The organism is Vibrio astriarenae (genome assembly GCF_010587385.1).
GTDB classification, from domain to species: domain Bacteria; phylum Pseudomonadota; class Gammaproteobacteria; order Enterobacterales; family Vibrionaceae; genus Vibrio; species Vibrio astriarenae.
The window spans coordinates 1,203,588-1,217,750 of record NZ_CP047476.1 but is presented as its reverse complement, the minus strand read 5'-3'; the positions used below and the strand labels follow the sequence as shown (position 1 = coordinate 1,217,750).

General features: G+C 44.7%; 13 protein-coding genes. 11 read left to right on the top strand and 2 right to left on the bottom strand.

The window, feature by feature from the left end:
* The first annotated feature begins 87 nt into the window (after positions 1 to 87).
* The 10 genes from lon (at position 88) to pyrF (ending at position 11,021) form a co-directional block, all read left to right on the top strand.
* A complete protein-coding gene (gene lon, locus GT360_RS19790; protein WP_164650663.1) occupies positions 88 to 2,439 on the top strand; it encodes an endopeptidase La in 2,352 nt (783 codons plus the stop codon).
* 163 nt (positions 2,440 to 2,602) lie between these two features.
* Complete coding sequence (locus GT360_RS19785) at positions 2,603 to 2,905, top strand: HU family DNA-binding protein (protein ID WP_164651173.1); 303 nt, start codon at positions 2,603 to 2,605, stop codon at positions 2,903 to 2,905.
* Between the two features lie 196 nt (positions 2,906 to 3,101).
* Positions 3,102 to 4,952, top strand: coding sequence for a peptidylprolyl isomerase (ppiD, locus tag GT360_RS19780; RefSeq protein ID WP_164650662.1), 1,851 nt, complete (start codon positions 3,102 to 3,104; stop codon positions 4,950 to 4,952).
* A 155-nt stretch (positions 4,953 to 5,107) separates the two neighbouring features.
* Complete coding sequence (locus GT360_RS19775; RefSeq protein WP_164650661.1) at positions 5,108 to 5,407, top strand: ComEA family DNA-binding protein; 300 nt, start codon at positions 5,108 to 5,110, stop codon at positions 5,405 to 5,407.
* Positions 5,408 to 5,581: 174 nt separating this feature from the next.
* Positions 5,582 to 6,259 (top strand): (d)CMP kinase, encoded by a 678-nt coding sequence (gene cmk, locus GT360_RS19770; RefSeq protein ID WP_164650660.1) that lies wholly within the window; start codon positions 5,582 to 5,584, stop codon positions 6,257 to 6,259.
* A 111-nt stretch (positions 6,260 to 6,370) separates the two neighbouring features.
* A complete protein-coding gene (rpsA, locus tag GT360_RS19765; RefSeq protein WP_164650659.1) occupies positions 6,371 to 8,041 on the top strand; it encodes a 30S ribosomal protein S1 in 1,671 nt (556 codons plus the stop codon).
* A gap of 353 nt (positions 8,042 to 8,394) precedes the next feature.
* Positions 8,395 to 8,679: an integration host factor subunit beta gene (gene ihfB / locus GT360_RS19760; RefSeq protein WP_164650658.1), complete on the top strand. Its 285-nt coding sequence runs from the start codon at positions 8,395 to 8,397 to the stop codon at positions 8,677 to 8,679.
* Between the two features lie 134 nt (positions 8,680 to 8,813).
* Positions 8,814 to 9,104, top strand: coding sequence for a LapA family protein (locus tag GT360_RS19755; RefSeq protein WP_164651172.1), 291 nt, complete (start codon positions 8,814 to 8,816; stop codon positions 9,102 to 9,104).
* 12 nt (positions 9,105 to 9,116) lie between these two features.
* Positions 9,117 to 10,286 (top strand): lipopolysaccharide assembly protein LapB, encoded by a 1,170-nt coding sequence (gene lapB, locus GT360_RS19750; RefSeq protein ID WP_164650657.1) that lies wholly within the window; start codon positions 9,117 to 9,119, stop codon positions 10,284 to 10,286.
* Positions 10,287 to 10,325: 39 nt separating this feature from the next.
* A complete protein-coding gene (gene pyrF, locus GT360_RS19745; RefSeq protein ID WP_164650656.1) occupies positions 10,326 to 11,021 on the top strand; it encodes an orotidine-5'-phosphate decarboxylase in 696 nt (231 codons plus the stop codon).
* Between the two features lie 48 nt (positions 11,022 to 11,069).
* On the opposite strand, the gene miaE is transcribed toward pyrF, so the two are convergent.
* Together miaE and GT360_RS19735 are read right to left on the bottom strand one after the other, a co-directional pair.
* A complete protein-coding gene (gene miaE / locus GT360_RS19740; protein ID WP_164650655.1) occupies positions 11,070 to 11,840 on the bottom strand; it encodes a tRNA isopentenyl-2-thiomethyl-A-37 hydroxylase MiaE in 771 nt (256 codons plus the stop codon).
* Between the two features lie 83 nt (positions 11,841 to 11,923).
* A complete protein-coding gene (locus GT360_RS19735) occupies positions 11,924 to 12,688 on the bottom strand; it encodes a DNA repair protein (protein ID WP_164650654.1) in 765 nt (254 codons plus the stop codon).
* Positions 12,689 to 13,102: 414 nt separating this feature from the next.
* Here GT360_RS19735 and cysB point away from each other — a divergent pair, with 414 nt between their 5' ends.
* Positions 13,103 to 14,077, top strand: coding sequence for an HTH-type transcriptional regulator CysB (gene cysB, locus GT360_RS19730; protein ID WP_164650653.1), 975 nt, complete (start codon positions 13,103 to 13,105; stop codon positions 14,075 to 14,077).
* Positions 14,078 to 14,163 lie beyond the last annotated feature (86 nt).

The following is a 14,163-nucleotide window of genomic DNA, read 5'->3' as shown; positions in this document are numbered from 1 at the left end:
ATTGCTTCCTTTTTTTTATTCTGTCATTGAAACCAAGCGATTAGCCCCCATATACTCGAGATAAAGTAAAGCGGAAGAGAGAACTCTATGAACTTGGAACGTTCCGAGCGTATTGAAATCCCGGTATTGCCTCTGCGTGATGTGGTTGTCTATCCACACATGGTGATTCCATTGTTTGTTGGCCGAGAAAAATCGATCCAGTGCCTTGAAGCGGCAATGGACAATAACAAACAAGTATTGCTTGTGGCCCAAAAGCAGGCAGACAAAGATGAGCCAGGTATTGAAGACCTCTATGAGGTAGGTACCGTAGCGACCATCCTTCAATTGCTGAAGCTACCTGATGGTACCGTTAAGGTCCTTGTTGAAGGTCAGCAACGTGCAGAAATCGAACAGTTCAAAGAGAGCGAGTTCTTTCTTGCCGATGCACAGTTCCTATCAACGCCTGTATTGGATGAGCGCGAGCAAGAAGTGATTGTTCGCAGTGCGATCAATCAATTTGAAGGCTTTATTAAGCTGAACAAAAAGATCCCACCAGAGGTTTTAACCTCTCTGTCGGGTATTGATGAGGCAGCACGTCTAGCTGATACCATTGCTGCGCATATGCCGCTTAAGCTGGCAGACAAGCAAGAGGTTTTAGAACTTCTTGACGTCACAGAGCGCTTAGAATTTCTAATGAGCCAGATGGAGTCAGAAATTGACATCCTTCAGGTAGAGAAGCGCATCCGTGGCCGTGTCAAAAAGCAGATGGAAAAATCTCAGCGCGAGTACTACCTGAATGAGCAAATGAAGGCGATTCAGAAAGAGCTGGGTGAAACTGAAGACGGTGTTGATGAGTTTGAAGCGCTAAAGCAGAAGATTGAAGAATCTAAAATGCCTCAAGAGGCAAAAGAGAAGACGGAACAAGAGCTACAGAAGCTTAAAATGATGTCTCCTATGTCTGCGGAAGCAACGGTCGTTCGCAGTTACATCGACTGGATGGTCGGTGTGCCTTGGGCGAAACGCTCTAAGGTGAAAAAGAACCTAGCAAAAGCGGAAGAGATTCTAAACGAGGATCACTACGGTCTAGAACGTGTGAAAGAGCGCATTCTCGAGTATTTAGCAGTACAGAACCGTATCAACAAGCTAAAAGGTCCAATCCTGTGTTTGGTCGGGCCTCCTGGTGTTGGTAAAACTTCGCTGGGTCGCTCAATTGCAGCTGCAACTGGACGTAAATACACACGTATGGCTCTTGGTGGGGTTCGTGACGAAGCGGAAATCCGTGGTCACCGCCGTACTTATATCGGCTCATTGCCGGGCAAGCTGATCCAAAAAATGTCGAAAGTAGGGGTTAAAAATCCACTGTTCCTTTTGGATGAGATCGACAAGATGTCTTCTGATATGCGTGGTGATCCGTCATCAGCATTACTGGAGGTTCTAGATCCAGAGCAGAACAATGCGTTTAACGACCACTACTTAGAAGTCGATTATGATCTCTCTGACGTAATGTTTGTCGCGACGTCCAACTCGATGGATATTCCTGGGCCCCTACTTGACCGTATGGAAGTCATTCGCCTTTCAGGCTACACGGAAGATGAAAAGCTGAACATCGCGAAACGTCACCTTGTTGAAAAGCAAGTTAAGCGTAACGGTCTGAAGCCAAACGAAATCACGATTGAAGACTCTGCGATCATCGGCATTATTCGTTACTACACGCGTGAAGCTGGCGTACGTAGCCTAGAGCGTGAGATTTCGAAGATCTGTCGTAAAGCAGTGAAGAATATCCTGCTTGATGCAAGCCTGAAATCAGTGACGGTGACAATGGATAACTTGAAAGAGTATCTAGGTGTGCAGCGTCATGACTTTGGTAAAGCGGATGACAGCAACCGTATTGGTCAAGTGACGGGTCTTGCATGGACTCAAGTTGGTGGTGATCTACTGACAATTGAGACTGAAGCAATGCCTGGCAAAGGCAAGCTAACGCAAACCGGTTCGCTTGGTGATGTGATGAAGGAGTCTATCCAAGCGGCAATGACGGTAGTGCGTTCACGTGCAGAGAAACTGGGTATCAACTCTGATTTCTATGAAAAACGTGATATTCACGTTCACGTACCAGAAGGCGCAACACCGAAGGATGGTCCAAGTGCGGGTATCGCAATGTGTACAGCCCTGGTATCGAGCTTAACTGGCAACCCTGTTAAAGCGGAAGTCGGTATGACGGGTGAAATTACGCTTCGCGGTGAGGTACTTCCTATCGGCGGTTTGAAAGAGAAACTGCTTGCGGCTCACCGGGGTGGTATCAAAACAGTCCTGATTCCGAAGGATAATGAGCGTGACTTGGAAGAGATTCCAGATAACGTGATTGCTGATTTGAAGGTGATCCCGGTTCAGTGGATTGATGAAGTTTTGAACGTCGCACTAGAAAACTCACCAAGTGGTGTCGAATTTGTCGCTAAAAAATAGTGATATACAGCAAAAATAAGTAAAAGATTGCGCTGATAGGTCGAAAAAGGCTTGTCAGCGTTTTTTTTGGGCGCTAACGTTACCAACTATGGCTGAGCCTTTGTGCTGCAAGGGGTTGGCTAATTTTTAACAATAATTATTGGAACGAAAACCTACCTCACGGATTGTCAGGGTAGACCAAAGGGGAAACACAGTGAATAAAACACAACTAGTAGAAAAAATTGCAGATAACGCAGACATTTCAAAAGCATCAGCTGGTCGCGCACTAGACGCATTTATCGAAGCTGTAGGCGATACACTTCAGTCTGGTGACCAAGTAGCACTTGTTGGCTTCGGTACTTTCAGCGTGCGCACTCGTGCAGCTCGTACAGGCCGTAACCCAAAAACGGGTGAAGAGATTCAAATCGCAGAAGCTAAAGTACCAGCTTTCAAAGCAGGTAAAGCGCTTAAAGACGCTTGTAACTAATTTTAGCTAGACACCGGTCTAAGCTAGATTTGTTGCGATAAATCTTGTTGCTTTGTGAAACCAAACGTCACATCTTTTTTGCCGCAACAAGTGAACGATTCTAAATAATGCGCATCATACTGATGCGCATTTCTTTTTCTGTTATCATCGCGCACAAGATTATATTTTTTGAAGTGAGACTTCGGAGCTTTTCAACATGATGGATCGATTACGCGAAGGCGTGAACAGCCTAGCGGTTAAAATTATCCTCGGGATGATTATCCTTTCTTTTATTTTCGCAGGTGTCGGTAGCTACCTTGTCGGTGGTGGTGTGAACACAGCAGCGACAGTGGGTAACGCTGAAATCAGCCGTGGTGAGTTTGAACAAGCTTATCAAAATGAGCGTAACCGCATGCAATCTCAATTGGGCGATTACTTCTCTGCAATGCTGGGTGACCCAGCTTACGTTGCTTCTTTCCGTCAATCCGTGCTAGACCGCATGGTGAATGATGTTCTCCTTGAACAGCATGCTGAAAAGATTGGCCTACGTGTAAGTGATGATCAGGTTCGTCAGCTAATTCTTGAGATGCCTCAGTTCCAAAGCAATGGTCAGTTTGATTCGGAAATCTATCAAGCGGCACTGCGTCGCGCAGGTTTCAGCCCAGATAGCTTTGCTGAATATCTGCGACGTGATTTAGTTCGCAATCAACTTCTTTCTGCCGTTCAAGGCAGTGAGTTCTCTTTAGAAGGTGAAGTCGAACTGCAAACAACGCTTGTTGGCCAAACGCGCGAAATCCGTAAAGTTACCCTTTCGCTAGAGGATTTTGCTCAAAATGTTGCGCTAACTGAAGAAGAAATTACAGACTACTACCAGCAAAATGCTGAGCGCTACACGCGTCCAGAGCAGGTAGTGGTGTCTTACCTTGAGCTAGATGCGCAAGCCATGCGTGATTCTATCGAAGTGACAGAGCAAGATATTGCAGATTACTACGAGCAGAACATCGACAAGTACTCTTCAGAGGAGCAGCGCAGCATCAGCCATATCTTGGTGCAAGATGAAGCTGCAGCAGAAGAGATCCTTTCAGAGTTGAACGCAGGCGCTGATTTTGCTGCTCTAGCAGAAGAAAAATCAGAAGACTTTGGTAGTTCAGAAGATGGCGGCTCTCTAGGCTGGATTGAGCGTGGCGTGATGGACCCTGCATTTGAAGATGCAGCATTCGCGCTTGCATCGGTCGGTGATATGACTGAGGTTGTTCAGTCGGACTTCGGTTTCCATATCATCAAGCTTGATGAACTGAAAGATTCTGAAGCTAAACCGCTTACAGAAGTGTCTGATGAAATCAAACTAGAGCTTGTTGATCAGCAAGCGATTGATGAGTTTTACAATCTTCAAAGTGATCTTGAGCGTATCTCGTTTGAATTCCCTGATTCACTGGATGATGCTGCACAAGCGGTTGGCGTTGATGTTGTCACGACGGATTTCATTTCTCAAGCTGATGCACCTCAAGTGTTGCTGACTCCAGCTGTAATGCAAGCTATCTTGAGCCCTGAAGTGAAAGAAGATGGCCTAAACTCTGAAGTGATTGAAGTGGCGCCAGAGCACGTGATCGTGGTTCGTGTTGATGATATGCGCGATGAGATGGTGCTACCAATTGAAGAAGTGAAAGAGCAAGTTGAAGTTCAATTAGCGCGAGTTAAAGGTGAGCAAAAGGCGATTGAAGTCGCTGATTCGGTTCTTACTGCACTGGAAGCTGGTGATACATCTCTCCTTGAAGAAAATGACCTAGCGTTCGGTGAGTTAGAAACGGTTAACCGTGGTGCTCCAATTGCGAATACGGTTTTCGCAATGACTAAGCCAGAATCAGGTCAAAAGACTTATGCAAAAGCGTCTGAAATGAATGGTGATATTGCTATTGTTGAGTTATCTGAAATCAACGTCGATATGAACGCTCAAATGAGCGAGCAAGTGGCATATCAACTGGTGCAAACGAATGCTCAGCAAGACCTTCAAGGGTTGATTGAGATTCTTCGTGATGAAATCAGCATTGAGTACTTTATCAACGAGTAAACTCTGATGTGATGTGTTCCACGATGTATCGTGTAACGACTGTTTAGAAAGAATGAACTGCTTTGTAGTTCGTTCTTTTTTTATGCTTCCAATCTGGTTGGTTGGCTAGGGTGTGGCTTAGCCTGTGCTTTCTTATCACCGGAAAGGAAACAATCATGAAACGTCTATTATCAACTATAATTTGTTCACTCATTTTGATGTTAGGAGTGTCGTCTACCGCGTATGCAAAAACGGAAGCGAAGGAGTACGAAGGGATAGAAATTACCGTCAACATTAATACCGCATCGGCTGAAGAACTCGCTACTTTGCTTGATGGCGTGGGTTTGAAAAAAGCACAAGCGATTATCGACTATCGTGACGAATATGGAGTCTTTAAATCGGCAGATGAACTCACTCAAGTTAAAGGAATTGGCCCGTCGCTACTTAAGAAAAATCAAGAGCGTATTCGACTCTAACAAGTTGACCGTTTTCTTAAATTACTCTTAAAAACGACGCAATTGGATGAGCATCTGCGTCTGTTTTTGTATATAATCAGCGCCGCATTTGGGTAAGACCTTCGCTGTTAGTCTTTGATGTCACTGTTTCGAAGCGTGTGAGTGGTCACAAGAAAAAATACAATGGAGTAGACGATGTCTTCACACACACCCATAGTCACTGTTGATGGCCCAAGCGGCGCTGGTAAAGGTACATTGTGCATGCTTATCGCTGATAAGCTCGGGTACAAACTGCTTGATTCAGGCGCGATTTATCGAGTGCTTGCACTGGCTGCGATTCATCACGGTGTTGATTTAACGTCAGAAGAGGCATTGGTGCCAATTGCTACGCACCTAGATGTCCAATTTATTGCTGAAGGTGACCTGGTTAAAGTGATTCTCGAGGGCGAAAATGTCTCTGGAGAACTACGTAAAGAAGAGACAGGTATGGCAGCGTCGAAAGTCGCAGCATTGCCGAGAGTTCGTGAGGCGTTGTTACGTCGGCAGCGAGCTTTTGCGCAAGAGCCGGGTTTAGTTGCCGATGGTCGTGATATGGGAACCGTTGTTTTCCCAGAAGCCCCAGTCAAAATCTTCCTAGATGCAAGTGCCGAAGAGCGCGCGCATCGCCGCATGAAACAGTTGCAACTGAAGGGCTTAGATGTTAGATTTGACGACCTTTTGAGCGAAATCCAAGAGCGTGACGATAGAGATCGTAACCGTGCGGTTGCGCCATTGCGCCCTGCTGAGGATGCGCTAGTGCTTGATTCAACGTCGATGTCAATTGACCAAGTCGTTGGTAAAGCAATGAATTACATAGAATCTAAACTGGCTTAGTAATTTTACTGGGTCAGAATGGAGCGTTGGTTGCAAGGATGATAACCGGCGAAGTTAATAACCCCATGCGGTAGGATGCCCGTGGACGTTTAAATTATTGAAGATTGAATAATGACTGAATCTTTTGCTCAACTCTTTGAAGAGTTTCTAAACGAGACTGAATTCCAACAAGGTACTATCGTTAAAGGTACTGTAGTAGCTATCGAGAACGGTTTCGTTCTTGTAGACGCTGGTCTTAAGTCTGAGTCTGCTATCCCTGCTGAACAGTTCAAGAACGCTGCTGGCGAACTTGAAGTTGAAGTTGGTTCTGAAGTAGACGTAGCACTTGACGCTGTTGAAGACGGTTTCGGTGAGACGCAACTTTCTCGTGAGAAAGCTAAGCGTCACGAAGCTTGGATCGTTCTTGAGAAAGCTTACGAAGAAGCTGAAACTGTTGTTGGTATCATCAACGGTAAAGTTAAAGGCGGTTTCACTGTTGAACTAAACGGTATCCGTGCTTTCCTTCCTGGTTCTCTAGTAGACGTACGTCCTATCCGTGACACTGCTCACCTAGAAAACAAAGAGCTAGAGTTCAAAGTTATCAAACTTGACCAGAAGCGTAACAACGTAGTTGTTTCTCGCCGTGCAGTTATCGAGTCTGAGAACAGCGTTGAGCGTGACGAACTTCTAGAAACTCTACAAGAAGGTTCTGAAGTTAAAGGTATCGTTAAGAACCTTACTGACTACGGTGCGTTCGTAGACCTAGGTGGTGTTGACGGTCTTCTACACATCACTGACATGGCGTGGAAGCGCGTTAAGCACCCTTCTGAGATCGTTAACGTTGGTGACGAGATCCAAGTTAAAGTTCTTAAGTTCGACCGTGAGCGTACTCGCGTATCACTAGGTCTTAAGCAACTAGGCGAAGATCCATGGGTAGCAATCGCTAAGCGTTACCCAGAAGGTCACAAGCTAACTGGTCGCGTAACTAACCTAACTGACTACGGCTGCTTCGTTGAAATCGAAGAAGGTGTTGAAGGTCTAGTACACGTTTCTGAAATGGATTGGACTAACAAGAACATCCACCCATCTAAAGTTGTTAATGTTGGCGATGAAGTTGAGGTTATGGTTCTTGAGATTGACGAAGAACGTCGTCGTATCTCTCTAGGTCTGAAACAGTGTAAAGCTAACCCATGGCAGTCATTCGCTGAAGCGCAAGCTAAAGGCGACAAAGTTACTGGTAAGATCAAGTCTATCACTGACTTCGGTATCTTCATCGGTCTTGAAGGCGGCATCGACGGTCTAGTTCACCTATCTGACATTTCTTGGAATGTTGCTGGTGAAGAAGCAGTACGCGAATACAAGAAAGGCGACGAAATCTCTGCAGTAGTTCTTGCAGTAGACGCTGAGCGTGAGCGTATTTCTCTAGGCGTTAAGCAAATGGAAAATGACCCATTCAATGCTTACGTTGCTGACAACAAGAAAGGTACTCTAGTTAACGCTACAGTAACTGCAGTTGACGCTAAAGGCGCGACAGTTGAGATCATCGAAGGCGTTGAAGGTTACATCCGCGCTTCTGAAGTTTCTCGCGACCGCGTAGAAGATGCTTCTCTAATCCTAAGCGCTGGTGATGTTGTTGAAGCGAAGTTCACAGGTGTAGACCGTAAGAACCGCGTAATCAACCTATCTATCAAAGCTAAAGATGAAGCTGAAGAGCAAGAAGCAATGGCTTCACTGAACAAGCAAGAAGAAGGCGCGTTCGGTAATGCTATGGCAGACGCATTTAAAGCAGCTAAAGGTGAGTAATTCTCCCTCTGCTTAATAAAAGGAGCCCTTTGGGCTCCTTTTTTGTTGCCCGTAACTTTTATCTCGACAGCATGACTAACCTTTGAACAAAACCGCTAAAACTCTGTTATTAGTCAAATAATTATGCAGAATCTTATCAATAAGCCGTTAAAAATTAGCCAAGTGGCTATTAATCAACTAAATTCAATTTAGAGTTCAAAGCGCAAGCGTTTTGTACAAAAAGTAATGAGACATATTCGTGCAGGTGCTACGCAACGGGATTGAGAATATTTGTAATCAAAATGATGCAAGTATTTGTTGAATCTAAGAATGTTGTCTATAATCGCTGATAAAAGAACAAGACGAGGACGAACATGACTAAGTCTGAATTAATCGAACGTATCTGTACAGAGCAACCCCACCTGTCAGCTAAAGAAGTTGAAGATGCGGTGAAAGATATTTTGGAACAAATGGCAACGACGCTCGAGAGCGGTGACCGCATCGAGATTAGAGGCTTTGGCAGCTTTTCTCTACATTATCGCGAACCTCGAGTTGGCCGTAACCCTAAAACGGGTGAAAAGGTTGAGTTGGAAGGCAAGCACGTTCCACACTTTAAACCTGGTAAGGAACTCCGTGAGCGCGTGAATAGCGGAAGCTGAGTTAATAGGATTGATGAAGGCGGTATACCTCTGGTGTACCGCTTTTTTATTTGGGGTAATTTGTGCAGAAACATGGTTTATCACAAGCTTTTGCTGCATAATCGCTACAGTGTACAGAATGGAGACCGTAGATGATGAAAATAATTAAGGTACTAGCGGTAATAGTACTTTTCTTAACTGCTTTGGCGTTAGGATCTCAAAATCAGGCCGTTGTCACATTTAACTATCTTCTAGCACAGGGTGATTTTCATCTCTCTACCTTACTCGGTGGTGTGTTTGTCTCTGGTTTTGTACTTGCTTGGCTTCTTTTTGGTACATTACACCTCCGTTCGAAATTGCAAATTAATAAGTTAAAAAAGCAACTCAAGAAACATGAAGCGACAAAGCCTTCTTCGACAGCTACACCGGCTACAACAAATAAGTAGAATATCGAACGAATGCTAGAGTTATTGTTTTTACTACTGCCTATCGCCGCCGCTTACGGTTGGTATATGGGTAGTAGAAGCGCGAATCAAGAGCGACAAAAACAGTCCAACCAACTATCAAGGCAGTATGTCACGGGCCTTAACCTCTTACTGTCTGATCAGTCTGACAAGGCAGTCGATCACTTCATTGAACTGCTTCAGGTTGATGATGATACGATAGATACTCATCTTGCTCTCGGTAACCTATTTCGCTCTCGTGGCGAGGTCGACAGAGCGATTAAAATTCACCAAAATCTCATATCACGCCCAAGCCTGACAATTGACCAAAAGAATATCGCTTTGCAGCAATTGGCAAAAGACTACATGGTTTCAGGCTTTCTTGATCGTGCAGAACGTATCTTTGAACAGCTATCGGATGAGCCAGACCACAAAGAAGCAGCGCTCACTCAGCTTGTCGTGATCTATCAACAAACCCGCGAGTGGAACAAAGCGATTGACTGTGGTAGTCACCTCATCAAACTTGGTAAAAAGCGGATGAAAGGTGCCGTCTCACACTTTTGGTGTGAGTTGGCGCAAGAGCAGTTCGCTGATGGAAGGCAAGATAAAGCGGTTCAATTGCTGGAAAAGGCCCTCAAAGTTTATCCTAAGTGCGTCCGGGCAAGTATTGTCCTTGGCAAGTTGTGTTTAGAAAACGAAGATTATGAAGCCGCTGTAGCGCACTTTAAACGCGTTTTAGAGCAAGATCGTGATTTTGTTGGAGAAGTGCTGCCGCTGATTGCTGATTGTTACTATCACTTGTCGCAAGAAGAGTTGTTAGTGGCGTTCTTACGCGAATGTATTGGTAATAAAGCGGGCGTATCAGCAGAGCTCATGCTGGCACAATTAGTCGCGAAGCACGATGGCGTGGGTGCAGCTCAAGAAGTGCTGACACGTCAGTTGGTCAAAAACCCAACCATGAAGGGCTTCTACCGCCTAATCGACTACCATATTCAAGAAGCCGAAGAGGGGCGTGGCAAAGACAGCTTAACCACGCTACAGAAACTGGTGGGTGAACAGTTGAAAGTGAAACCACATTATCGTTGTCGAAAGTGTGGTTTTGCAACTCACTCGATATATTGGCACTGTCCATCATGTAAAGGATGGGGCTCGATCAAGCCAATTAGAGGCTTAGATGGCGAATAGCCACTAATTTTTATATAAGTAAAGTAATTAGGAGATGAAATGAACGACCCAAAAGTTATCGTTGCACTAGATTATGATAACCAAGCTGATGCGCTGGCATTTGTAGATAGAATTGATCCAGCAAGCTGCAGACTGAAAGTGGGTAAGGAAATGTTCACTCTGTTTGGTCCACAATACGTGAAGGCATTACACGATCGTGGATTTTCTGTTTTCTTAGATCTGAAGTTTCACGATATTCCTAATACTTGCTCTAAGGCGGTTCGCGCTGCGGCAGAAATGGGTGTGTGGATGGTGAATGTTCATGCTAGCGGTGGCGAGCGTATGATGACCGCTTCACGCGAGATTCTTGAGCCATACGGTAAAGATCGCCCAATGCTGATTGGTGTGACTGTGTTAACCAGCATGGAGCAGTCTGATCTCGCAGGTATCGGTCTGGATATCGCACCACAGGAACAAGTTATTCGTCTTGCTCAGTTGACGAAAAACTCAGGTCTAGATGGTGTTGTTTGTTCAGCACAAGAAGCGAATATGCTGAAAACGCAACTTGGCCAAGAGTTCAAGCTCGTCACACCGGGCATAAGACCAGCAGGCGCTGCAGTAGGTGACCAGAAGCGCATCATGACGCCTGTAGATGCAATTTCAGCAGGCTCTGATTACTTAGTTATTGGTCGCCCTATTACTCAAGCGGCAGACCCTGCTACGGTCTTAGCAGAGATCAATCAGTCTCTTGCCTAAAATATAACGCTATAGAAGTTTTGTAAGCCAAGCATTTATGCTTGGCTTTTATTTTACTGGTTTTCCACTGTGAAACTTAAAGTCGTCGTCTAGCGATTGAATGAGCTCAGCTTCAATTCCAGCAAGATACTGAACTCGCGCTTCTACACCTTCTCCTGCCACCTGTTCTGCAAGTACCAGATAGTCCTGGTAGTGACGTGCCTCAGAGCGCAATAATGAGATATAGAACTTGTTAAGGTCTTCATCTAAATAGGGGGCAAGCTTAGCAAAACGCTCGCATGAACGTGCTTCTATCAGGGCTCCGATGATTAGCTTATCAACGAGGGTTTGTGGCTCATAAGTCGCCATATTAGATATAAGGCCTTTGGCGTATCGGCCAGCAAATACAGGTTCGAACTCAATGCCACGCGATTCCATGATTTCAAGTACTTGATAAAAATGATGTAGCTCTTCTTTTATCAATAATACCATTTTGTCGATCAGCTCTTGACTATAGGTGTTGTTACTCCGAGGAATAATCGCTTTAGATATTTGACTCTTTCCTTTTAACGTCTCTAATGAGCCAGTTTTTCTGTATGCAAAATCCTCGTAAGGTTTAAACCATTCGAGTAAGGCTTGACTACTTGCATCATCAATCGCGTATTTGCGAATCAACAACATGGCGGATTGAGCTGCTTTGAGTTCACACATCAGGTGATCGATAAGTAGGACTTTTAGACGCACAGGCTTTTTAGCCTCATCGATCCACTCTTGTGGTGTCTCACAGTGTAAAAATTGGTGGATGGGCTCTAAAAGAGCATTAATCTGATTTTGTTGCATACGAATTCTATCGTTATTTAGTTATAAAAAAAGCTGCTTACTAGCAGCTTTCTATGATAGCAATGTTCGTTAGACGAAGTGAACTACCACTTCTTCTTCTCACCGAACAGTGCTTCCATGTCACTCTCTTTCTGGCGTTCTTCAAGCGCTTGAAGTTCTTCCGCGCTGCGAGATTGACGACGCTGCTCTAGATTATCGTGTATTTTTTGCAGCTTTTCTCTTGCCTGAATTGAGTAATTGTCATTTTTAGTACTCAGAACATCAAGGCCCTTTTTCAGGAGCTGAAGCGCGGTGCCTGGTTGGCCACGAGTGATGGCATCATTCGAACGTTTGATGACATTTTCGATATTGATTCGCAATTGGATCGTATCAAGTCGAGCACTTTCAACAACATACGTTTGAGTATCCATACGGCCTTTATTGTGCTCACTACGCACCGTGTCTCGCAGCCGTTTGACGAGTTTCAACATCATAATGGCGTGTTTATCACTGTTTGGCACCTTAAAAGTAGAGCTTTCAGGTGACTGATAAGAATCAGTGATTTGATTGATTTGGCTTTTCATTTGCTCAATACGTTGAGCAACATTTTTGTTTTTTGGATCAAGCTCTTTCATACTCTCCAAGCAATCGAGAATACGGTTGTTTAAACACAACAACAGCTCTTTACTGAAGGGAATATGGTGGGCGTTACCGATGAGGTCTTCTGTCGCATCAATCAGTGCAACGTAACGAGCAGACTCCTGCCTCTTTGTGGCCTCTACCTTGACCTTATATTGCAGCATGATGTTATAGCCAAGTACGAGTACAAGCAAAACAGCAACAAGAACAATAATTAATCCAATGTTCATAAACAACTAATCTAATGAGTTACAGCTATATCAAGGATACAGGAATCACTCCTATATCGGTATCGTTAATTTGTTGTGGGTAAGCGGTTTAGCCAAGTAGCAAAAGGGCTAAACTTACTCTTCACATCGAATACAATTCTTCACAAGTTATGAGCTAGGTGAATAGAAGTGTTCGAAACCAACATTTATACACTCATGCCGACCTTATATCTATCACCCCCATCGCAAAACCTTTAGCCACGTCAATAAACTGTGAAGTGATTGTTATTTTGAACGGGGACGTCTAATTGAAGTCCTTGATGCTGAACCACTTGCTTTGGCTAAAAAAAAGAATATTCTTATAACAATTAATTATATCGTTCGATGCCCTTTATTGAGGCGCAATGGCAGTAATAACGGATTAAGGGATTAACCATGAAGTTGCAGCAGCTTAAGTACATTGTTGAAGTGGTCAACCATAACTTAAATGTCTCAGCAACCGCTGAAAGTTTATACACGTCTCAGCCTGGCATTAGTAAGCAAGTACGTTTGCTTGAAGATGAGTTAGGTATTCAAATTTTTGAGCGGAGTGGTAAGCACCTGACGAAAGTTACGGATGCGGGGGAAGACATTGTTAAGATCTCGCAGGAGATCCTCGCTCGCGTCGAGAGCATTAAAGCTGTAGCTGGGGAGCATACTCATCCAGAAATGGGGACGCTGAATATCTCAACCACACATACCCAAGCCCGCTACGCACTACCAGAAGTGATTAAAGGCTTTACCGCTCGATACCCGAATGTCTCACTTAATATGCATCAGGGCACGCCGAGCCAGATGTCAGAAGCGATTGCCAAGGGGACGGCAAACTTCGCAATTGCGACAGAAGCACTGCACCTTTATCAAGATGCGATTATGTTGCCGTGTTATCACTGGAACCGTTCAATCGTTGTACCTAAAGATCACCCATTGGCGAAGAAAGGCGATATCTCTATCCACGATCTGGCAGCATACCCAATCGTAACCTATGTATTTGGCTTTACCGGGCGTTCTGAACTGGACACTGCATTTGATCGAGAGGGGTTAAGTCCGAAGGTCGTGTTTACTGCGACAGACGCTGACGTTATCAAAACTTACGTACGCATGGGGATTGGCGTTGGTGTGATCGCCAGTATGGCGGTTGATGAGCAGCTAGACTCTGACTTAGTTGCGATTGATGCAAGTCACTTGTTTAGTGCCAGCACTACCAGCATTGGCTTCCGTCGTGGCACTTTCCTGAGAACTTATATGTTTGATTTTATGGAGCGATTCGCGCCTCATTTGACTCGTCCTTTAGTAGAACAAGCGATCTCTCTCAAGTCTAATGCAGAGATAGAGGAGATGTTTAAAGGCATTAAGCTGCCCGTTCGTTAATTGTTTCATCTACATCTTGGTTACCTACAACGTTAGTCAAGCCGATCGAGTCGCTATTTGCCTTGGCGACTCTGTCTCTTACTACT